A 21,733-nucleotide genomic window follows, 5' to 3' on the forward strand; every position below is an offset into this window, starting at 1 on the left:
GCATAGAGTTAGTCAGGTTGCTCGAGTGATTTGATGTAGTCGTAAATCGCTAATTGTGACTGAACCTTACGGCGGTTTCCGCGCGGTACGTAGCGATTACTCAGTTCTTTATCAATAAAGCGGGCTTTCACCGTGTCGCTGAACAGGATATCGATAATATCCAGCACGCGCTGCTTAAGGCGTGGGTCAAGAAGCGGTGTGGCAACTTCAATTCGATAATCGATGTTCCTGGTCATCCAGTCAGCAGAGGAGAGATACACCTGCTTATCGCCCCCGTTCTCGAAGATATAGACCCGGTCATGTTCGAGATAGCGGTCAACAATGCTGATGACGCGAATATTGTCACTGATGCCTTCCAGATTCGGGATCAGTGAGCACATACCGCGGATCAATAAATTAACGGGGACACCTGAACATGAAGCCGCATACAGGCGGTCAACCAGCCCTTTATCGACCAGATTATTCAGCTTCAGGGTAATGCCAGAAGGCAACCCTTGCTGTGCATTAGCGATCTCTTTGTCGATCATGCTGTACAGCAGGCGCCGTGAGTTCTGCGGGGAGACCAGCAGATAATCGAACGTTACCGGGCGATACGGGTTTTCGATGAAGTTAAACACCCGACGGACTTCGTTGGTAATGCGTGAATCGGCGGTCAGCAACGAGTAGTCGGTATACAGACGCGCTGTTTTTTCGTTGAAGTTCCCGGTGCCGATATGTGCATAGCGCACGACGTCATCGCCTTCTTTACGCGAAATCAGGAACAACTTGGCGTGAATTTTCAGTCCTGGTGCGGAGAAGATGACGTGAACGCCCGCTTCGGTCAAACGCTTGGCCCAATGAATGTTGGCTTCTTCATCAAAGCGCGCCTGCAGTTCCACCACCACGGTCACTTTTTTACCGTTATGCGCAGCATGGATCATCGAGTCGATGATGCGCGAATCTTTTGCCACACGGTAAATGTTGATTTTTATCGCCAGCACACTCGGGTCGAATGAGGCCTGGCGCAGCAGTTCAAGAACGTGTTCAAAGGTGTGATACGGATAATAAAGCAACACATCGCGTTCACGTACGGCATCAAAGCCGTTACGAAACTTCTCTTTATCGAACCAGATATGGCGCAGACGCGGCAGGGGTTTGTTCACCAGGTTAGCTTTGCCAACGTTGGGAAAGTTAATAAAGTCTTTGAAGTTATGATAACGCCCGCCGGGGACAATGGAGTCGTAGCGAGAGATCGTCAGCTTTTCACGCAGTACTTCAACCAGCGCATTGGGCATATCGCGCTGATAAACAAAACGTACAGGCTCTGCGGTCAGACGCTGTTTCAGGCTGGATGACATCAGTTCCATCAGGCTCGATTCCATCTCGTGCACCAAATCGTATTCGGCATCACGGGTCATTTTCATCGAATAGGCGTTCAGCGCATCGTAATCAAAGAAACCTTTGAAAATGTCGTCAAGGCAGTAACGTAAGATGTTGTCCAGCAGGATCATCGGTTTGCGGCGACGCGGGGTTTCCGGCGGCAGATTCACAAAACGGGGAACCTTGTCAGAAGGGATTTCCAGCAACGCGTAGCGGATTGTATCGCCGCGGATAATTTCCACCGCCAGATAGGTGTAGTCATCTTTCAGAAACTGGACTAAATCCGTCTCGCGGTTAATCAGGATCGGCGTAATGTGCTGACGCAGATATTGCTTGAAGTAGTGGCGTAACCAGCTCTGTTGATTGGCTGATAGCTGACGTTCGTTGATGAGGAAAATCTGGTTGCGCGCCATCTCCAGCAGCAGCTCGTTGTACAGGCCGTCAAATTCCTGATCGGCTTTTAATACCCGAGCCTGGATTTTGCCTAACAGATGGCGGGAGTGAGAGTTTGAACCCTGTTCTTCGCTAATAATGATTCGGCGCTTCAGTTCGGCAAAACGCACCTTGTAAAATTCGTCGAGGTTGTTGGAATAGATGCCTAAGAAACGCATCCGTTCGATCAACGGGTTTGACTTATCAGCAGCTTCCTGGAGTACGCGTTCGTTGAACGCTAACCAGCTGAGTTCTTTCTCGATGTATAGCTTTTCCTGACCCATTACCACTTTTACTCCGTTTCATTCACGGGACACTACCGGTTAATTATGGCGAGCATTGCTCTCAGATGTCCAACTGTGCCAGAAAAATATGACAATAAACCGTCTGATAGCAAAGAGAAAGGGGGAGCGTAGATGAATACCGGAGATGTTAACCGGAAAAGGTATTTATGCCTGTAGACCGGAGGGTGAGATCCGGTTTACAGGTTGGATTTTATTATTCGTCGGCGGCGTAGCCTTGTGGCGGCAGACGAACGCCATCCAGCCATGCAGCGTTATCACGCATCTTCAGACGGCCATCGGTAAACCAGCTTACCACCAACGGGTAAATGGTATGTTCCTGGGCCTGAACCCGCGCCGTGACGTCATCTTCGCTGTCGCCTTCAAATACCGGAACCTTGGCCTGGAGAATAACCGGTCCGCCGTCCAGTTCATCAGTGACGAAGTGGACGGAGGTACCATGCTCTTCATCGCCGTTTTCCAGTACCTGGCGGTGCGTATGCAGGCCGGGATATTTTGGCAATAAAGACGGGTGGATATTCAGCAATCGTTCAGAATAGTGCGCGACAAACGCCGGGCTGAGGATGCGCATATAACCGGCCAGCACCACGACATCCGGCGCCCAGGCGTCAATTTCTTGCATCAGTTGGCGGTCGAAGGCTTCGCGACTGGCAAACTGGGCGGCTTCCAGCGAGTACGCTGGAATATTCGCTTCGCGTGCGCGTTCAAGGCCGAACGCATCGGCCTTGTTACTGAATACTGCACGTATGGTGCCATTGATTTTTTTCTGTTCACAGGCGTCGATTATCGCCTGCAAATTGCTTCCGTTACCGGAAATGAGCACCACAATGTTTTTCATTCAATGACCACACGCTGTTCGGAATCAGAAGCTTTGATGATACCGATTTTCCATGCGTTTTCACCTTTCTCATTGAGCAAAGCCAGGGCTTTGTCCACTTCCGGAGCTGGCAGGGCGATAACCATGCCTACGCCGCAGTTAAAGGTGCGATACATCTCATGCTGGCTGACGTTACCTGCCGTTTGCAGCCAGTTGAAGACGGCTGGCCACTGCCATGAAGACTCGTCGATCACGGCCTGCGTGTTGTCTGGCAGAACGCGAGGAATATTTTCCCAGAAGCCGCCGCCAGTCAGGTGCGCGATGGCATGCACATCAACCTTCTCGATCAGTTCCAGAATGGATTTTACGTAAATGCGGGTCGGAGCCAGCAAGTGATCGGCCAGCGACTTGCCTTCAAGCTCGGTAGTTTCCGGGTCACAACCGCTGACTTCAACGATTTTACGCACCAGAGAGTAACCGTTGGAGTGTGGACCGCTGGAGCCGAGCGCAATCAGTACGTCGCCGTCAGCCACTTTAGAACCGTCGATAATTTCTGATTTTTCGACGACGCCAACGCAGAAACCTGCCACGTCGTAATCTTCGCCGTGGTACATCCCCGGCATTTCAGCTGTTTCCCCACCGACCAGCGCACAGCCAGACTGCAGGCAGCCTTCGGCAATCCCGTTAATGACGCTGGCTGCGGTGTCCACATCCAGTTTGCCGGTTGCATAGTAGTCGAGGAAGAACAGCGGCTCAGCGCCCTGAACCACGAGGTCGTTGACGCACATTGCGACGAGGTCAATGCCGATAGTGTCGTGGCGTTTCAGATCCATCGCCAGACGCAGTTTTGTACCAACACCATCAGTGCCGGAAACCAGTACCGGTTCACGATATTTTTGCGGCAATGCGCACAGCGCACCGAAGCCACCCAGACCACCCATAACTTCCGGACGACGCGTTTTCTTTACTACGCCTTTGATTCGATCAACCAGAGCATTACCTGCATCAATATCAACACCGGCATCTTTGTAGCTAAGAGAGGTTTTATCGGTCACTGCCTGCTTCCCCACATGTTTACTTGCAGTAAAAGTTAAATTCGGCGCAATTCTAACAGGGAAAGCAAACGTTTGCGAGCCTGCTCTGCATCAAGTTTTATCTGCTGGTTTTTTCAGCATTTTACAATCATTTATCTATTTGTTTGAACTGTGCCACGAAAATGAAACCGGGTACAGTCTTGTGCTTGAAACCTGCCAGCCGAATGCACAGTATCGTACTGAAACCGGTTTCTGTTTTCTGTTGCGGAGCTCATTTATACCCTAAATAATTCGAGTTGCAGGAAGGCGGCGACGCAGCGAATCTCCAGGAGCGTACATAAGTACGTGACTGGAGTGAGCGAGAAAAGCCAACGCACATGCAGCTTGAAGTATGACGGGTATAGAGCGTTTTGCGCAGACTCATCACGATAGGGGAAGGGGATGTCAGGATTTAAAGCAGATTTCATGTGGGGTGGCGCTGTCGCCGCTCATCAACTGGAAGGTGGCTGGCAGGAGGGCGGTAAAGGCATAAGCGTTGCTGATGTCATGACGGCGGGGGCGCACGGCGTGGCGCGTGAAATTACTGACGGTGTGATTGCCGGTAAAAACTACCCTAACCACGATGCCATCGATTTTTATCATCGCTATAAAGACGACATCAAGCTGTTTGCCGAAATGGGGTTTAAATGCTTTCGCACTTCTATTGCCTGGACGCGGATTTTCCCTTTAGGTGATGAAGCGCAACCTAATGAAGCTGGCCTGCAGTTCTATGATGACCTGTTTGACGAATGCCTGAAATATGGCATTGAGCCGGTGATTACGTTGTCGCACTTCGAGATGCCCTACCATCTGGTGACGGAATACGGCGGCTGGCGCAACCGTAAGCTTATCGACTTTTTTGTCCGTTTTGCCCGGGTGGTTTTCACTCGTTACCAGCACAAAGTGAAGTACTGGATGACGTTTAATGAGATTAACAATCAGGCAAATTATCACGAAGACTTTGCGCCCTTTACAAACTCTGGCCTGAAATACCAGTCCGGCGAAGACCGCGAGCCGGTCATGTTTCAGGCTGCGCACTACGAGCTGGTGGCCAGCGCGCTGGCGGTAAAGGTCGCGCGTGAAATTAACCCGACGCTGCAAATTGGCTGCATGATTGCGATGTGCCCAATTTATCCGCTGACCTGTGCGCCGAACGACATGATGATGGCGATGAACGCTATGCACCGGCGTTACTGGTTTACTGACGTCCATGTACGCGGCAAATACCCGCAGCATCTTCTCAATTACTTTACCCGTCGTGGCTTTGAACTGGATATCACCGAGGAAGACCGTCAGGCGCTGACCGAGGGCTGCGTTGATTACATCGGCTTTAGCTATTATATGTCTTTCGCGACCCAGGCAACGGCGGACAACCCACAGCTGGATTACGACGAGTCGAAAAGCCTGGTTTCCAACCCGTATGTGCAGAAATCGGACTGGGGCTGGCAGATTGATCCGGTTGGCCTGCGCTATTCGCTGAACTGGTTCTGGGATCATTATCAGTTGCCGCTGTTTATTGTAGAAAACGGCTTTGGTGCGATTGACGTGCAGCAGGCCGACGGCTCGGTGGATGATTCCTATCGTATTGACTATATGGCCGCACATATCCGCGAAATGAAAAAAGCGGTGGTGGAAGATGGCGTGGATCTGATGGGCTATACCCCGTGGGGCTGTATTGATTTAGTCTCAGCCGGGACGGGGGAGATGAAAAAACGCTACGGCTTTATCTATGTTGATAAAAATAATGACGGGAGTGGGACATTAGCACGCTCGCCGAAGAAATCTTTTTCCTGGTATAGAAACGTCATCCAGAACAATGCTGAAAATCTATAAAATTCATAATGTTGATAATAAGCTCCGCACTCAAAGCGGGGCTTGTTTTATACTCATCATCCGGACGCAAACGATTTTGGTTGATCCATATCAAGCGTATGCAGTGTTGCGCCAGAGACGAAAAGCGGTATAATCCGGCGATTTTTTTTGTGGTTGCCACTCGTCTGAGGAAAGGAGAAGAGTATGAAGATCGTGGAAGTCAAACACCCACTCGTCAAACACAAGCTGGGACTGATGCGTGAAAACGATATCAGCACTAAACGCTTTCGTGAACTCGCCTCGGAAGTTGGCAGCCTGCTGACTTATGAAGCAACCGCTGGTCTGGAAACCGAAAAGGTGACCATCGAAGGCTGGAACGGTCCGGTTGAAGTTGACCAAATCAAAGGTAAAAAAATCACCGTTGTGCCAATCCTGCGTGCGGGCCTGGGCATGATGGAAGGCGTACTGGAAAACGTTCCGAGCGCGCGTATCAGCGTGGTGGGGATGTACCGTAATGAAGAGACGCTGGAGCCGGTTCCGTACTTCCAGAAGCTGGTTTCTAACATCGATGAGCGTATGGCGCTGATCGTTGACCCGATGCTGGCAACCGGTGGTTCCGTTATCGCGACCATCGACCTGCTGAAAAAAGCAGGCTGCAGCAGCATTAAAGTCCTGGTGCTGGTTGCGGCGCCGGAAGGTATCGCGGCGCTGGAAAAAGCGCACCCGGATGTTGAGCTGTACACCGCCTCCATCGATCAGGGACTGAACGAGCACGGATACATTATTCCGGGGCTCGGCGATGCCGGCGATAAGATTTTTGGTACCAAGTAAACGAATAAGTGAAAAGAAGCCGACTTTAAGAGTCGGCTTTTTTTTGAATAAAACAACCCAATCGCTAATAACAAACAACACTCAGAGGAAAACACTATGACGCGCCGTGCTATCGGGGTGAGTGAAAGACCGCCACTTTTACAGACAATCCCGCTTAGTTTGCAGCACCTGTTTGCCATGTTTGGCGCAACGGTACTGGTGCCAGTCCTGTTTCATATCAACCCAGCTACCGTTCTGCTGTTTAACGGTATTGGTACGTTACTGTATCTCTTTATTTGCAAAGGAAAAATTCCGGCTTACCTCGGTTCAAGCTTTGCGTTCATTTCCCCGGTTCTGCTGCTGCTACCGCTAGGGTATGAAGTGGCGCTGGGCGGTTTCATTATGTGTGGCATCCTGTTCTGCCTGGTTTCGTTCATCGTTAAGAAAGCCGGTACTGGCTGGCTGGATGTAATGTTCCCGCCTGCGGCGATGGGCGCAATCGTTGCCGTCATCGGTCTGGAACTGGCGGGTGTCGCTGCGGGTATGGCGGGATTACTGCCTGCGGAAGGACAAGCGCCAGACTCAACAACCATCATCATCTCAATGGTGACGCTGGCGGTGACGGTATTTGGTTCCGTACTGTTCCGTGGCTTTATGGCGATTATCCCGATTTTGATTGGGGTGCTGGCCGGTTACGCGCTCTCCTTCGTGATGGGCGTTGTGGACACCACGCCGATTGCGCAGGCCCACTGGTTTGCTCTGCCGACGTTCTACACGCCGCGTTTTGAATGGGTTGCCATTCTGACCATCCTGCCTGCGGCGCTGGTGGTTATTGCTGAACACGTCGGCCACCTGGTGGTAACGGCGAATATCGTGAAAAAAGATCTGATTCGCGATCCTGGCCTGCACCGTTCTATGTTTGCTAACGGCCTGTCGACGGTGATCTCCGGCTTCTTCGGTTCGACGCCTAACACCACCTACGGCGAAAACATCGGCGTCATGGCGATTACTCGCGTTTACAGTACCTGGGTTATTGGCGGCGCGGCGATTTTCGCTATTCTGCTTTCCTGCGTGGGTAAACTGGCTGCGGCGATCCAAATCATTCCACTGCCGGTCATGGGCGGTGTATCTCTGCTGCTGTACGGCGTGATTGGCGCTTCCGGTATTCGCGTACTGATCGAGTCAAAAGTTGACTACAACAAAGCACAGAACCTGATCCTGACCTCGGTCATTTTGATCATCGGCGTCAGCGGCGCGAAAGTTCACATCGGTGCTGCTGAGCTGAAAGGCATGGCGCTGGCGACCATTGTGGGTGTCTGTCTGAGTCTGATTTTCAAAGTTATCAGCCTGCTGCGTCCGGAAGAAGTGGTGCTCGACGCCAAAGATGCCGACACTGAGCAACAGTAAACCTTTGACCGGGCGGCGATGCTGCCCGGTTCTATCGCGACGCATTTCTGTGTTAAACTCAACGCGATTTTATGAAATCCTGGGTTGAGGTATCTCTGAACACACCGGCACAGCTCTCTTTGCCACTTTATCTTCCTGACGACGAAACTTTCGCAAGTTTCTGGCCGGGGGATAACTCCTCTTTACTAGCTGCACTGCAAAACGTGCTGCGGCAGGAACATAGCGGGTATATTTATCTTTGGTCGCGTGAAGGCGCTGGCCGTAGCCATTTGCTGCATGCAGCCTGTGCGGAACTGTCCGCGCGCGGCGATGCGGTAGGCTATGTGCCGCTCGACAAACGCACCTGGTTCGTCCCCGAGGTGCTCGACGGGATGGAGCATTTATCGCTGGTCTGCATCGACAACATCGAATGTGTGGCCGGTGATTCGCTGTGGGAAATGGCGATCTTCGATCTCTACAACCGTATCCTGGAGTCAGGGAAAACACGGTTGCTAATCACCGGCGATCGCCCGCCAAGACAGCTAAATCTGGGATTGCCGGATCTCGCTTCGCGCCTGGACTGGGGACAAATCTATAAGCTACAGCCGCTTTCCGATGAAGATAAACTGCAGGCGTTGCAATTACGCGCCAGGCTACGTGGGTTTGAACTGCCGGAAGATGTGGGACGTTTTCTGCTTAAGCGTCTGGATCGGGAAATGCGTACGCTGTTTATGACGCTGGATCAGCTTGATCACGCATCGATCACCGCCCAGCGAAAGCTGACGATCCCCTTCGTAAAAGAAATTCTGAAGCTGTAAGCGCCGCAGCCGGAAAACTGCGGCAGTCTTAAGATTAACCGACGATTTCCAGTACCTGCTCCGGCGGACGTCCAATTCGCGCCTGGCCTTTGGCAACCACAATTGGACGCTCCATCAGTTTCGGGTTTTCTACCATTGCCTGAATCAGCGCATCTTCACTCAGGTTTTTGTCCGCCAGGTTAAGCGACTTATAGAGATCTTCTTTCTGGCGCATCAGCTCACGCGCGCTGGACATACCCAGCATCTGCAGAAGTTCACGCAGAGTCGCGGCGTCAGCCGGGGTTTCCAGATACAGCACCACTTCCGGGTCCACGCCGTTGGACTTCAGTAATTCCAGCGTTTCACGGCTCTTGGAGCAGCGTGGGTTATGGTAGATTTTAATCGCGTCTGACATTTTTCTTTCCTGTTACATCTTGGTGTACGGTTTAAAGCGCTCTTGCAGCTGGCGTAGCTGGTCGATACGGGCATCGTATCTGGCCTGCTGCTGGCTGCCCAGTTTCACCTGAGAGCTTGCGCTGCTGAGCATTGAAATCGCCTGATCCAGACGTCCGGCGAGGGCATACCCTTCTGCGCGCGCCGCCAGCTCCTGATCGCGGTTATTCAGGTTGGCTTCCGTTTGCGCTAACAAATCCCAGCCGTTAGGGTCGTCCTTATGGTTAAACGTATAGCGATTCAGGATGGTCGCCGCCTCTTTGGCTTGTCCACCCTGTAAATACGCATTCGCCAGGTTGAGCTGCAGTACCGGGTTAGTGCGCAGGTCGCGGGCGTTTTTCAGGCGGTTAATGGCATCACTGGTTTTCTTCTGGCCGAGATCGATATCCGTTGCCAGGTCGAGATACCAGGCATTATTTGGATCTGCCGCGAGCAGCGGCTGTAGCGCTTTACGTGCTTCGTCATATTTGCTGGCTTCCATCGCCTGCAATGCCCGGCCATACTGGGCTGCACGTTGTTCACGTACGTTGCCTTTCGACCAGTTATCCAGTAGATCGCTGGTTAACTGGTTGCGACCCGAGTTGTACATGCCTAAGGTTCGCGCCTTGGCCAGATAAAAATCTTCCGACGATTGGACGACCACCGGACGCATCTGGTTGGCGCGGTTACGGGCATCCGACAGGCGGCTTTCAGGCAGGGGGTGAGTCAGCAAAATTTCCGGCGGACGCGAAGAGTAACGAGCCTGATCGAGCAGTTTTTCGAGGAACGTTGGCATGGCCTGAGGATCAAAGCCCGAACGTTGCAGTACCTGAATACCGATGCGGTCTGCTTCCTGTTCATTTTGTTGCGTAAAGCTAATCATCCCCTGGCGAGTACCCGCCAGCGTACCGGTTAACGCCGCCATCCCTGCCTGCGGGCTGGCCATTGCTAATAAAATCGAGCCTAATGCGCCAACCCATGTCAGCGGTGCGCTGCGTTTCTGATCTTCCATCGCGCGCGCCAGGTGGCGCTGCGTGACGTGGGAGATTTCGTGCGCCATGACCGATGCTAACTGGCTTTCGTTATCGGAATAGCGGAATAGCGCGGAGTGCAAAACAACGTTGCCGCCAAAGAAAGCAAAGGCGTTGATTTCATCGTTGTTAATCAAAAAGAAGGTGAAGGGCGTTTTTACCGAGTCGGCGTGCGAAACCAGACGCATACCCAGAGAATTAATGTATTGGGTCAGCAGTGGATCGTTAATTAATGGCGCACTGCCGCGCAACTGGCGTACGTAATAATCGCCCATCTGCATTTCCTGTCCTATGGAAAGCGTACTCCCTGCCGAGGTTCCCATATCAGGCAGGGTGTCCGCGGTGTCTGCAAATGCGGGCGCGACCTGACCGATGGTCAGTGCGGCAATGAGGGTAGCAACCAGGTTTTTTTTCAACTGCCTGAACATAACCTCTGTCCTGTATTCTTTTTTGAGATAGCCATTTGACCAATGCTGTGAAGTATCGTTCACACTCCGCAAGCTTAGGGAGTGTAACTGTGAAACCTGACGATGAACACCCAGGAAAAATGTCTTTTCACTTTGCGTAATCAGTCATAAAAAGCGAAGTCTTTTTTGTGACATTTCGATACAATTCGGGATCGCAATCCCGCTATTGAGGTTCAGGGAAGGTTTTATGCTCGAAATGTTGACGCAATGGTATCGCCGCCGCTTTAGCGACCCAGAGGCTATTGCCTTGCTGATTATTCTGGTTGCCGGTTTTGGCATCCTGTTCTTCTTTAGTGGTCTGTTGGCGCCGCTGCTGGTCGCGATTGTGCTGGCTTATCTGCTGGAGTGGCCTACCGCCCGGCTGGAAAATATCGGTTGCTCGCGGCGCTGGGCGACGTCAATTGTGCTGGTGGTGTTTGTCGGTATTTTACTGCTGATGGCGTTTGTGGTAATGCCTGTTGCATGGCAGCAAGGCATCTATCTGATACGCGATATGCCTGGCATGCTCAACAAGTTGTCTGACTTTGCCGCCACCTTACCGCGACGTTATCCGGCGCTGATGGATGCGGGCATCATTGATGCGATGGCGGAAAATATGCGTTCCCGGATGCTCACCATGGGTGATTCGGTGGTGAAATATTCGCTGGCTTCACTGGTTGGTTTACTGACGCTGGCGGTCTATCTGGTGCTTGTCCCACTGATGGTATTCTTTTTGGTGAAGGATAAAAGCCAGATGTTGAATGCTGTGCGCCGGGTGCTGCCGCGAAATCGTGGACTGGCAGGACAGGTCTGGAAAGAAATGAACCAGCAAATCACCAACTATATCCGCGGTAAAGTACTGGAGATGGTGGTGGTCGGTGTTGCAACCTGGCTGGGCTTCCTGATGTTTGGCCTTAACTACTCTCTGCTGCTGGCGGTGCTGGTGGGGTTCTCTGTGCTGATCCCGTATATCGGCGCGTTTGTGGTGACGATTCCGGTTGTTGGTGTGGCGTTATTCCAGTTCGGTCTCGGTACCGAGTTCTGGAGCTGTTTCGCCGTGTACCTGATAATCCAGGCGTTGGACGGCAATCTGCTGGTTCCCGTACTCTTCTCCGAAGCCGTAAATTTGCATCCGCTGGTCATTATTCTCTCAGTCGTAATATTCGGCGGCCTGTGGGGATTCTGGGGCGTTTTCTTTGCCATTCCGCTGGCGACGCTAATCAAAGCCGTGGTGCATGCCTGGCCGGATGGTCAGACGGTTGACGATCGCTAATCCGTCAGTTCCGACGGCATAACGCCGTCGGAACTGAACTTATCTGACTTCTATCCACACTTTCTGAGTAATTTCCTCCGGTATCGTTTTTCTCCGTGTTTGTCTTTAATTTGGTCCTCCTGATGTTTTTTTCGTTACGCAAGGAATAAGACCAGCAGGAGAATTAAATGGGCCACAACACACACGCGCAACAAAAAGTGGGATGGGGCGGCGTCGGCGTTTGTGCCAGTCTGGTTGTTGCTGGTACGCTTTCGGGACATGATGCGACTGTATTGCTACCGGCTATCTACCTGATGGGCAATCCGGTGCAAAATGTGGGACGCTGCCTGGGAACTGCGGGGGTCCATCCCCGTTACTACCCGCAGATTATAGCGGTATGCGTCATTAATGCGCTGCTCTCTATTTGGGTTATGCAGGTAATTGCCTGACAAGGAAGGTTATGAACTGTTCCATTCTTAATTTGACGTTGTTCCAGCAGGGACACGTATACGCACCTGAAGATTTAGGCCGACAGGATATTCTGATTTCTGGCGGTAAAATTGTCGCCATCGCTCCGTCTATCGCAGCAGAAGATTTTCCCGGTTGTGAGTGCATCAACCTTGATGGGGCAATTGTTTGTCCCGGCTTTATCGATCAGCACGTCCATCTGATTGGCGGTGGCGGAGAGGCAGGGCCACATACCCGCACGCCGGAAGTGCGCTTGTCACGACTGGTGGAAGCTGGCGTCACCTCGGTGGTGGGATTGCTGGGTACCGATGGCATCACCCGTCGCCCGGAATCGCTGCTGGCGAAAACACGTGCGCTGGAGTTTGAAGGCATCAGCGCATGGATGTTGACCGGGGCCTATTCTCTGCCATCGCCGACCATCACCGGCAGTATCGATCGCGACGTGGCGCTGATCGATAAAGTCATTGGCGTGAAATGTGCGGTTTCGGACCATCGTTCCTCCGCCCCGGACACCTCGGCGCTGGCGAACATGGCGGCTCAGTCGCGGGTAGGTGGATTGTTAGGGCGCAAACCGGGGGTAAGCGTTTTCCACATGGGTGACAGCCCGCGCATGCTGGAGCCGTTGTACAACATCCTCGAGTGCTGTGATGTCCCGATTACCAAACTGTTGCCAACGCATGTTAATCGTGCGGAACCGCTGTTCCAGGCGGCGCTGGAGTATGCCCGCCAGGGCGGTTATATCGATATCACCAGCAGCATTGATGAGCCTGTTGATCCGGCAATGGCGATTGCTACAGCGTTGCGCCAGAACGTGCCACTGTCGCGCATTACCCTGAGCTCGGATGGCAACGGCAGCCAGCCGGAATTTGATGAGTTAGGTAATCTCACCGGTATCGGTGTCGCGGGGTTTGAATCACTGGCGGAAACGGTGCGCCAGTTGGTGAAAGTTCATGCCATACCGCTGGAACAGGCGCTCTGTCCGCTGACGCGTACGGTCGCAGAATTTTTGGGACTAGAGCATAAAGGGCGTTTGGCGGTGGGATGCGATGCGGACATTCTGGTGCTGAACGACGCGCTGGAAGTGAATTACCTTTGGGCAAAGGGGAAAGCCATGGTGAAAGAGAAGCAAGCGTGTGTAAAAGGAACGTTTGAATAAACGACCTTTATGCCGGGGGGCGGCTATGCCTTACCCGGCCTACAAGTTTCGCAATATTAATAAGCTGCGTAGGCCTGATAAGCGAAGCGCCATCAGGCTTTTTCCAGCAAAACGTAAATCAGGCGTTCTCTTTCAGCCAGTTCAGTACCACGTCGTGGTGATTGCTGGTTTTGAAATCATCAAACACATGTTCAATTTTGCCTTCGGCATCAATAAGGAAGCTAATGCGGTGGATGCCATCGTAGGTCTTACCCATAAATGACTTTTCACCCCAGACGCCAAATTGCTCGCAAACCTGATGATCTTCATCAGACAGGAGCGTGAAGTTAAGCACTTCTTTCTCCGCAAATCGGGAAAGCTTCTCTGGTTTATCGGTGCTTATCCCCAGCACTTCAACACCGGCTTTTTTTAACTGATCCATGTTATCGCGCAAGCCACAGGCCTGTACGGTACAGCCGGGCGTCATGGCTTTCGGGTAGAAATAAACCAGAACACGCTGTCCCTGGAAGTCGGTTAAATTTACTTGTTCTCCGTCTTGATCCGGCAAGCTAAATTTCGGTGCGATATCACCGGCTTTCAGTGGGTTCATTACTTAACTCCATCCTGTTCATCATGCTGTGAGTAATTGACGACGTTAATACTGCCTTGCGCATTGAGTTCTGTACAGAGTGCTTTAAACGCATCCTCAATATTTGCCGAATCATGTGACGCAGGACTATGTGCGGTAATTTGAATAAACAACTGTGCAGTCTTGCCGTTTTCAGCCGGCTGTGTGCGCGAAACCAGTTCCGCAATATTCATTTGATGGCTGTCAAAAAGGGCGGTAAAGCGCTCAATCAAATGAGGCGAGTCGGGGACATCGACCTGTACCCATACCGTGGCGGGCATCGCCGGACGGGGACGCGCGGTCGTACGCTTCATCACAATCAATAAATCCAGCTCTGCGCCTTTCAACGGCAAGGTTGATTCAATCAGGGTGATGGCATTCCAGGTTCCGGATAACAGCATGATAAACGTAAACTCGTCACCCAGCATGGCCAGTCGGCTGTCTTCGATATTACAGCCACAACTGCTGACATGACGGGTGATAGTGTTCACAATTCCCGGGCGATCAGCACCCAGCGCAGTAATGACCAGATAGTGTTGCGATGGCGATGTCAAACCTGTTCTTCCTTTGAGCGGTGAGGTAATCATAAGGAAAGCATAAAAAAAACATGCATACAACAATCAGAAGGGCTATGGTCGCTTGCTTTTATTGTCGTACCAAACGTACCATTGAGACACTTGTTTGCACAGAGGATGGCCCATGTTCACGGGAAGTATTGTCGCGCTTATTACGCCGATGGATGAGAAAGGTAAAGTCTGCCGGTCGAGCCTGAAAAAACTGATTGATTATCATGTCGCCAGCGGCACCTCGGCGATCGTTTCGGTTGGCACCACCGGTGAGTCCGCTACCCTGAGTCATGATGAACATGGCGATGTGGTAATGATGACGCTGGAGCTGGCCGATGGGCGTATTCCGGTTATTGCCGGAACGGGCGCCAATGCGACCGCAGAAGGCATTAGTCTGACGCAGCGTTTTAACGACAGCGGTGTTGTCGGCTGCCTGACGGTGACGCCTTACTACAACCGCCCAACTCAGGAAGGTTTGTTCCAGCATTTCAAAGCCATCGCGGAACATACTGACCTGCCGCAAATTCTGTATAATGTGCCGTCCCGTACTGGCTGCGATATGCTGCCGGAAACCGTGGGTCGCCTGGCGAAGGTAAAAAATATTGTCGCTATCAAAGAGGCCACAGGGAACTTAAGTCGTGTTCACCAGATCAAAGAGCTGGTTTCAGACGATTTTATTCTGCTTAGCGGTGATGATGCGACCGGACTGGACTTCATGCAGCTTGGTGGTCATGGCGTGATTTCCGTAACGGCTAACGTTGCGGCACGCGATATGGCCGAAATGTGCAAACTGGCGGCAGAAGGGCATTTTGCCGAGGCGCGGGTGATCAACCAACGTCTGATGCCGTTACACAACAAACTATTTGTCGAACCCAATCCTATCCCAGTGAAATGGGCATGTAAGGAGTTGGGACTTGTGGCGACCGATACGCTACGTTTGCCGATGACGCCAATCACGGACAATGCTCGTGATATCGTCAAAGCGGCGCTTAAGCATGCCGGTTTGCTGTAAAGTTTAGGGAGATTTGATGGCTTACTCAGTACAAAAGTCGCGCCTGGCCAAGGTTGCGGGTGTTTCGCTTGTTATGTTGCTCGCGGCCTGTAGTTCTGACTCGCGCTATAAGCGCCAGGTGAGCGGTGATGAATCCTATCTGGAGGCCGCACCGCTTGCTGAGCTTCACGCGCCAGCTGGGATGATTCTGCCGGTTATGACCGGCGACTATAACATCCCGGTAACCAACGGCAGCGGTGCCGTGGGTAAAGCGCTGGATATTCGCCCACCGGCTCAGCCGTTAGCATTAGTTACTGGCGCCCGTACTCAGATCGCGGGCGATACAGCGACATTGCTGGTGGAAAATGGTCGTGGCAACACGCTGTGGCCGCAGGTCGTGAGCGTTGTTCAGTCTAAAAACTACACCATCGCCAAACGTGATGATGCCAGCCAGACGCTGACTACCGATTGGGTTGACTGGAACCGTCTGGATGAAGACGAACAGTACCGTGGGCGTTATCAAATCTCGGTTAAACCGCAGGGCTATCAGCAAGCGGTGACGGTGAAACTGATTAACCTCGAGCAGGCAGGTAAACCGGTAGCCGATGCGGCATCAATGCAGCGTTACAGCGCTGAGATGATGAACGTTATCTCTGCTGGTCTGGATAAGAACGCCACCGACGCCGCGAATGCCGCGCAGAACCGTTCTGCCGCGACTATGGACGTTCAGAGTGCTGCAGATGACACCGGTTTACCGATGCTGGTGGTACGTGGACCGTTCAACGTGGTATGGCAGCGTCTGCCGGCAGCGCTGGAAAAAGTGGGGATGAAAGTGACCGACAGCACTCGTTCTCAGGGCAGCATCGCTGTGACTTACAAACCACTGTCAGACAGTAACTGGCAGGAGCTGGGCGCGAGCGATCCGGGTCTGGTATCCGGCGACTACAAACTGCAGGTCGGTGATTTAGACAACCGCAGTAGTTTGCAGTTTATCGATCCTAAGGGGCATACCCTGACGCAAAGCCAGAACGACGCGCTGGTCGCCGTCTTCCAGGCAGCGTTCAGTAAGTAAAAATAAAGGGCTGGATAACTCCAGCCCTTTTTTTCTGATATGATACGCAAACGTGTGCGTCGGCAGAAAAACGCAATATTTATCGTTAATTCACACCCAGGAGTAATAAAGATGCAAAAGCAAGCTGAGTTGTATCGTGGTAAAGCGAAGACCGTATACAGCACGGAAAACCCGGACCTGTTGGTGCTCGAATTCCGCAATGATACGTCAGCAGGGGATGGCGCGCGCATTGAACAGTTTGACCGTAAAGGTATGGTGAATAACAAATTCAACCATTTCATTATGACCAAACTGCAAGAAGCAGGCATTCCTACCCAGATGGAGCGACTGCTATCCGATACTGAATGTCTGGTGAAAAAACTGGAGATGGTACCGGTTGAATGTGTGGTACGTAACCGCGCGGCAGGCTCACTGGTTAAGCGTTTAGGCGTTGAGGAAGGTATTGAACTGAATCCGCCGTTGTTTGATCTGTTCCTGAAAAACGATGCTATGCACGATCCAATGATTAACGATTCCTATTGCGAAACTTTTGGTTGGGTGAGCAAAGAGAATCTGGCACGTATGAAAGAGCTGACTTACAAAGCCAACGACGTGCTGAAAAAGATGTTTGATGATGCTGGTCTGATTCTGGTCGACTTCAAACTTGAGTTTGGCTTGTACAAAGGCGAAGTCGTGCTGGGCGACGAATTCTCACCGGACGGTAGCCGTCTGTGGGACAAAGAAACGCTGGATAAAATGGACAAAGATCGCTTCCGCCAGAGTCTGGGCGGCCTGATCGAAGCCTATGAAGCTGTCGCGCATCGTCTGGGTGTGAAGTTAGACTAACGCCCCCCTGAGCCGGCGATCGCTCTCCGGCTCATCAATCCCGCCGATTTTGATTACTGTTTCTTATGGTAATCCTGTTCCGAACCGCCTACGATCATCATCATAATGAATAAAAAGTTGAGGTGATTATGCGCTGGCAAGGGCGTCGTGAAAGTGACAATGTGGAAGACAGACGAAACAGCGCCGGCGGCGGCCCTTCTATGGGCGGACCGGGTTTTCGTTTGCCCAGTGGTAAAGGCGGCATCATCCTGCTGATTGTGGTGCTTGTCGCGGGCTATTATGGCGTGGATCTTACCGGATTAATGACCGGCCAACCTGTATCCCAACAGCAATCATCACACTCCATTAGCCCAAATGATGATGAAGCGGCAAAATTCACCTCGGTGATACTGGCAACGACCGAAGATACCTGGGGGCAGCAGTTTGAAAAAATGGGCCGGACCTACCAACAGCCGAAGCTGGTGATGTATCGTGGCGCGACGCGTACCGGCTGCGGTGCGGGCCAGTCCGTGATGGGGCCGTTTTATTGCCCGGCGGATGGTACGGTGTATATCGACCTCTCATTCTATGATGACATGAAAAACAAGCTGGGCGCTGATGGCGATTTTGCTCAGGGCTATGTCATCGCGCACGAAGTAGGCCACCATGTGCAAAAACTACTGGGCATTGAACCGAAAGTTCGTCAGATGCAGCAAAATGCCTCTCAGGCCGAAGTGAATCGCCTTTCCGTTCGTATGGAGCTGCAGGCAGATTGCTTTGCCGGTGTCTGGGGTCACAGTATGCAGCAGCAGGGTGTACTTGAATCTGGCGATCTGGAAGAGGCGCTAAACGCCGCTCAGGCCATTGGTGATGATCGTTTGCAACAGCAGGGGCAAGGGCGCGTTGTGCCCGATAGTTTTACTCACGGCACCTCGCAGCAACGTTACACCTGGTTTAAACGCGGCTTTGACAGTGGCGATCCGGGACAATGTAATACCTTTGGCAAAGGCATTTAAGATATTGAGGCAGGGATGTCTGACAATGCAGCACTGAGTGCGCTCACTGAACGCATGGCCAGAGAAGGAATCCGTCGTCTGCTGGTCATCAGCGGCGAAGAAAACTGGTGCCAGGCGCAAGCGTTAGCGCTACGCAAAACATTGCCCGGCGACTGGCTGTGGGTAGGGGCAACAGCCCCCGCAGAGCCAGGTTGCACACCACAGGCGCTGCAAACGTTACTGGGGCGCGAGTTTCGTCATGCGGTTTTCGACGCCGGACAGGGATTTGACGCGGCGGCGTTTGCCGCACTCAGCGGCACGCTCCGCGCCGGGAGTTGGCTGGTGTTGCTGACCCCACCCTGGCAGGCCTGGCACTCGCATCCGGACGTGGATTCACTACGCTGGAGCGATTGTGCTGAGCCCATTCCCACACCGCACTTTGTTGAGCACGTCAAACGGGTGATTTCCCGTGACGGACAGGCTCTGCACTGGCAGCAGCATCAGCCGGTTTCCTGTCCGCACTTTCCTGTACGGGCAGACTGGCAGGCGGCAAACGGCGATCCCCTGCCGGAACAGGCGAAGATTTTACATCATTTGCTGGATATGCCTCCGGGTGTGGTTGCGGTGACCGCCGCGCGTGGCCGGGGTAAATCTGCGCTGGCAGGACAGTTGATTTCGCGCATGACGGGGACGGCTATCGTTACCGCTCCGGCGAAAGCGGCAACGGATGTACTGGCGCAATTTGCTGGGGAACGCTACTGCTTTATGGCGCCGGACGCGCTGTTAAGCAGTACTGCAACTGCAGACTGGCTGATCGTGGATGAAGCCGCCGCGATCCCCGCGCCGCTGCTACACCAACTGGTGGCGCGTTTTCCCCGCACGCTGTTAACCACCACCGTACAGGGCTATGAAGGAACTGGCAGAGGGTTTTTGTTGAAATTCTGCGCTCGCTTCCCCTATCTGCGGCGCTATGAACTGCAGCAGCCCATCAGGTGGGCTCTGGGGTGCCCGCTGGAAAAAATCGTCAGCGAGGCACTGGTGTTCGACGACGAAACCTTTTCGCATCCCCCTCAGGGCAATATCCACTTCTCTGCCTTTGAGTCGACCGCCTGGCATCGCAATCCGCATCTGCCTCTGGCGGTCTACCAACTGCTTTCCGGGGCGCATTACCGTACCTCACCGCTGGACCTGCGACGCATGATGGATGCACCAGGTCAGCATTTTCTGCATGCTTCGGCTGCTGGCTCGGTCGCGGGAGCCGTCTGGTTGGTCGATGAAGGGGGATTATCCGCAGAATTAAGCCAGGCCGTTTGGGCAGGATATCGCCGGCCAAGAGGCAATCTGGTTGCGCAGTCACTGGCGGCGCATGGTGGTGACCCGTTGGCGGCGACGCTCGTCGGGAGACGAGTTAGTCGAATTGCGGTTCATCCCGCTCGCCAGCGGGAAGGTATCGGGCAACAGCTGATTATGCAGGCCCATCAGTATTCCTCGCAGTGTGACTATCTTTCCGTCAGTTTTGGTTATACGGCCGAATTGTGGCGTTTTTGGCAGCGATGCGGTTTTGTCATGGTGCGAATGGGGAATCATCGTGAAGCCAGCAGCGGGTGCTATACGGCAATGGCGTTGCTTCCCATCAGTGATGCCGGGCAGCGTCTGGCTGAGCGGGAGCATCAGCGATTGCGTCGCGATGCGGCGATCCTCGCACAATGGAATGATGAGTGTATCCCGGTCGTCCCACTGAAAGAGTCTACGCTTAATGATGATGACTGGGATGAGCTGGCAGGGTTTGCCTTCGCGCATCGGCCGTTACTCACCTCACTCGGTTGCTTAAGCCGTCTTCTCCAGCACTGTGAACAGCCTCTTCCGGCGCTGCGTGGGCGTTTACAGGAAAAATGCAGTGACGCAGAACTGTGCAAGCGGCTGAAGGTCTCGGGGCGCAAAGCATTGCTGCTGGTTCAGCGTGAGGAGGCGGCACAGGCGTTAGCGCAGTTGGATACCGAACGTCAGCAACGGTTACGTAATCGCATTATGCAATGGCAATTTTTTCACTAACTTCTTCAATTTCCTGGCATGGTCATTGCGGTTAAGCGGCGTAGAATAATTCTCATCAGTTAAGGAGATCGCCATGAAACATGACCATTTTGTTGTTCAAAGTCCCGATAAACCCGCTCAACAGCTACTGTTGCTGTTTCATGGCGTCGGCGATAACCCGGTTGCCATGGGCGAAATTGGTTCCTGGTTTGCACCACTGTTTCCGGACGCGCTGATTGTCAGTATTGGTGGCGCTGAGCCTTATAGCGCTGCCGGTGGGCGTCAATGGTTTTCTGTTCAGGGTGTAACAGAAGAGAACCGTCAGGCGCGTATTGATGCCATCATGCCGGTGTTTATCGAAACCGTTCGCTATTGGCAGAAACAGAGTGGTGTGTCACCTCAGGCCACCGCGCTGATTGGCTTTTCGCAAGGGGCGATTATGTCGCTTGAGAGCATCAAAGCCGAGCCAGGGCTGGCATCGCGGGTCATTGCCTTTAATGGTCGTTACGCCACCTTGCCGGAAGCCGCTACCACCGCTACCACAGTGCATTTGATTCACGGCGGTGAAGATCGGGTGATTGAGTTATCTCATGCGGTTGCTGCGCAGGAAGCGTTAATTCGTGCAGGTGGGGATGTGACTCTGGATATCGTCGAAAATCTGGGGCACGCCATTGATGAACACAGCATGCAGTTCGCGCTTGATCATCTGCGCTTTACCGTACCGAAGCACTACTTTGATGAAGCGCTGAGCGGTGGTAAGCCTCACGATGATGATGTGATTGAAATGATATAACGTGTAGGCCGGATAAGGCGAAGCCGCCATCCGGCATGACAGTCAGTGATAGTGCCGGATAGCAACGTGATATGTGTTATCCGGCCTACAAATTATTTCTTCGGCTGATCCTTATTCGGCCAATCGTCGTCATCGTCCCATTTATCGTTAAAATCACGATGCGGGGGAAGTTCCGGCTTATTGGCGAGAAACTTCTTGTGGTCGACACGCTTAAGATCTTTGATCACATTCAGCAGTACCCCCACCAGAAACACCAGCACTAAAATCCACCAATATTTTGCCAGCCAGTCCATGCTCATTT

Annotated in this window: 20 protein-coding genes and 1 pseudogene; 13 read left to right on the forward strand and 8 right to left on the reverse strand. The window is 52.7% G+C overall.

Features of this window, described 5'->3' with window-relative positions:
* Positions 1 to 8: 8 nt before the first annotated feature.
* From ppk1 to purM, 3 genes are all read right to left on the reverse strand, one after another.
* Positions 9 to 2,075, reverse strand: a complete 2,067-nt coding sequence (gene ppk1 / locus FDX03_RS03885) for a polyphosphate kinase 1 (protein ID WP_101741994.1) — start codon at positions 2,073 to 2,075, stop codon at positions 9 to 11.
* 214 nt (positions 2,076 to 2,289) lie between these two features.
* Complete coding sequence (gene purN / locus FDX03_RS03890; RefSeq protein ID WP_101741993.1) at positions 2,290 to 2,931, reverse strand: phosphoribosylglycinamide formyltransferase; 642 nt, start codon at positions 2,929 to 2,931, stop codon at positions 2,290 to 2,292.
* Complete coding sequence (gene purM, locus FDX03_RS03895; protein ID WP_003838485.1) at positions 2,928 to 3,965, reverse strand: phosphoribosylformylglycinamidine cyclo-ligase; 1,038 nt, start codon at positions 3,963 to 3,965, stop codon at positions 2,928 to 2,930. The genes purN and purM overlap by 4 nt, the downstream gene beginning before the upstream one ends.
* A 420-nt stretch (positions 3,966 to 4,385) precedes the next feature.
* On the opposite strand from purM, the gene FDX03_RS03900 reads away from it, so the two are divergent.
* The 4 genes from FDX03_RS03900 (at position 4,386) to FDX03_RS03915 (ending at position 8,809) form a co-directional block, all read left to right on the forward strand.
* Positions 4,386 to 5,816, forward strand: a complete 1,431-nt coding sequence (locus FDX03_RS03900) for a 6-phospho-beta-glucosidase (RefSeq protein WP_115643104.1) — start codon at positions 4,386 to 4,388, stop codon at positions 5,814 to 5,816.
* A gap of 183 nt (positions 5,817 to 5,999) precedes the next feature.
* Positions 6,000 to 6,626: a uracil phosphoribosyltransferase gene (upp, locus tag FDX03_RS03905; RefSeq protein ID WP_003037929.1), complete on the forward strand. Its 627-nt coding sequence runs from the start codon at positions 6,000 to 6,002 to the stop codon at positions 6,624 to 6,626.
* Between the two features lie 96 nt (positions 6,627 to 6,722).
* A complete protein-coding gene (gene uraA / locus FDX03_RS03910) occupies positions 6,723 to 8,012 on the forward strand; it encodes a uracil permease (protein ID WP_003037932.1) in 1,290 nt (429 codons plus the stop codon).
* Positions 8,013 to 8,107: 95 nt separating this feature from the next.
* Complete coding sequence (locus FDX03_RS03915; RefSeq protein ID WP_211924219.1) at positions 8,108 to 8,809, forward strand: DnaA inactivator Hda; 702 nt, start codon at positions 8,108 to 8,110, stop codon at positions 8,807 to 8,809.
* 34 nt (positions 8,810 to 8,843) lie between these two features.
* On the opposite strand, the gene arsC is transcribed toward FDX03_RS03915, so the two are convergent.
* Together arsC and bepA are read right to left on the reverse strand one after the other, a co-directional pair.
* Positions 8,844 to 9,203, reverse strand: coding sequence for an arsenate reductase (glutaredoxin) (gene arsC / locus FDX03_RS03920; protein WP_003037937.1), 360 nt, complete (start codon positions 9,201 to 9,203; stop codon positions 8,844 to 8,846).
* A 12-nt stretch (positions 9,204 to 9,215) separates the two neighbouring features.
* Positions 9,216 to 10,679: a beta-barrel assembly-enhancing protease gene (gene bepA / locus FDX03_RS03925; protein ID WP_137345507.1), complete on the reverse strand. Its 1,464-nt coding sequence runs from the start codon at positions 10,677 to 10,679 to the stop codon at positions 9,216 to 9,218.
* Positions 10,680 to 10,905: 226 nt separating this feature from the next.
* On the opposite strand from bepA, the gene FDX03_RS03930 reads away from it, so the two are divergent.
* The 3 genes and pseudogenes from FDX03_RS03930 (at position 10,906) to iadA (ending at position 13,573) form a co-directional block, all read left to right on the forward strand.
* Positions 10,906 to 11,970 (forward strand): AI-2E family transporter, encoded by a 1,065-nt coding sequence (locus FDX03_RS03930; RefSeq protein WP_005121878.1) that lies wholly within the window; start codon positions 10,906 to 10,908, stop codon positions 11,968 to 11,970.
* Positions 11,971 to 12,176: 206 nt separating this feature from the next.
* Positions 12,177 to 12,398 (forward strand): annotated as a pseudogene (locus tag FDX03_RS03935) (hypothetical protein); the annotation flags it as partial.
* A gap of 11 nt (positions 12,399 to 12,409) precedes the next feature.
* On the forward strand, positions 12,410 to 13,573 hold the full coding sequence (gene iadA / locus FDX03_RS03940; RefSeq protein ID WP_137345508.1) for a beta-aspartyl-peptidase: 1,164 nt from the start codon (positions 12,410 to 12,412) through the stop codon (positions 13,571 to 13,573).
* Positions 13,574 to 13,691: 118 nt separating this feature from the next.
* Here the strand turns inward: iadA and bcp are convergent, their stop codons facing one another.
* Both bcp and FDX03_RS03950 read right to left on the reverse strand, forming a co-directional pair.
* Positions 13,692 to 14,162 (reverse strand): thioredoxin-dependent thiol peroxidase, encoded by a 471-nt coding sequence (gene bcp / locus FDX03_RS03945; RefSeq protein WP_048210945.1) that lies wholly within the window; start codon positions 14,160 to 14,162, stop codon positions 13,692 to 13,694.
* Positions 14,162 to 14,734, reverse strand: a complete 573-nt coding sequence (locus FDX03_RS03950; RefSeq protein ID WP_197081302.1) for a glycine cleavage system transcriptional repressor — start codon at positions 14,732 to 14,734, stop codon at positions 14,162 to 14,164. Before FDX03_RS03950 ends, bcp begins: the two co-directional genes overlap by 1 nt.
* 145 nt (positions 14,735 to 14,879) lie before the next feature.
* On the opposite strand from FDX03_RS03950, the gene dapA reads away from it, so the two are divergent.
* The 6 genes from dapA to ypfH all read left to right on the forward strand — a co-directional run bounded on the left by dapA (position 14,880) and on the right by ypfH (position 21,432).
* Positions 14,880 to 15,758, forward strand: a complete 879-nt coding sequence (dapA, locus tag FDX03_RS03955) for a 4-hydroxy-tetrahydrodipicolinate synthase (RefSeq protein WP_005121885.1) — start codon at positions 14,880 to 14,882, stop codon at positions 15,756 to 15,758.
* Positions 15,759 to 15,774: 16 nt separating this feature from the next.
* Positions 15,775 to 16,809: an outer membrane protein assembly factor BamC gene (bamC, locus tag FDX03_RS03960; RefSeq protein WP_048210947.1), complete on the forward strand. Its 1,035-nt coding sequence runs from the start codon at positions 15,775 to 15,777 to the stop codon at positions 16,807 to 16,809.
* Positions 16,810 to 16,920: 111 nt separating this feature from the next.
* Entirely contained in the window at positions 16,921 to 17,634 is a 714-nt protein-coding gene (purC, locus tag FDX03_RS03965; protein WP_003835086.1) for a phosphoribosylaminoimidazolesuccinocarboxamide synthase, read from the forward strand.
* A gap of 128 nt (positions 17,635 to 17,762) precedes the next feature.
* Positions 17,763 to 18,629 (forward strand): neutral zinc metallopeptidase, encoded by an 867-nt coding sequence (locus tag FDX03_RS03970; RefSeq protein ID WP_048210948.1) that lies wholly within the window; start codon positions 17,763 to 17,765, stop codon positions 18,627 to 18,629.
* A gap of 15 nt (positions 18,630 to 18,644) precedes the next feature.
* Complete coding sequence (locus FDX03_RS03975) at positions 18,645 to 20,660, forward strand: GNAT family N-acetyltransferase (RefSeq protein ID WP_137345509.1); 2,016 nt, start codon at positions 18,645 to 18,647, stop codon at positions 20,658 to 20,660.
* A gap of 73 nt (positions 20,661 to 20,733) precedes the next feature.
* The gene (gene ypfH / locus FDX03_RS03980; RefSeq protein WP_048210950.1) at positions 20,734 to 21,432 is read left to right on the forward strand and encodes an esterase; all 699 of its coding nucleotides are present in this window, start codon (positions 20,734 to 20,736) and stop codon (positions 21,430 to 21,432) included.
* 92 nt (positions 21,433 to 21,524) lie between these two features.
* On the opposite strand, the gene FDX03_RS03985 is transcribed toward ypfH, so the two are convergent.
* On the reverse strand, positions 21,525 to 21,725 hold the full coding sequence (locus FDX03_RS03985; RefSeq protein ID WP_003835080.1) for a YpfN family protein: 201 nt from the start codon (positions 21,723 to 21,725) through the stop codon (positions 21,525 to 21,527).
* Positions 21,726 to 21,733: the final 8 nt, after the last annotated feature.

The organism is Citrobacter sp. wls827 (assembly GCF_005280875.1).
GTDB lineage: Bacteria > Pseudomonadota > Gammaproteobacteria > Enterobacterales > Enterobacteriaceae > Citrobacter > Citrobacter youngae.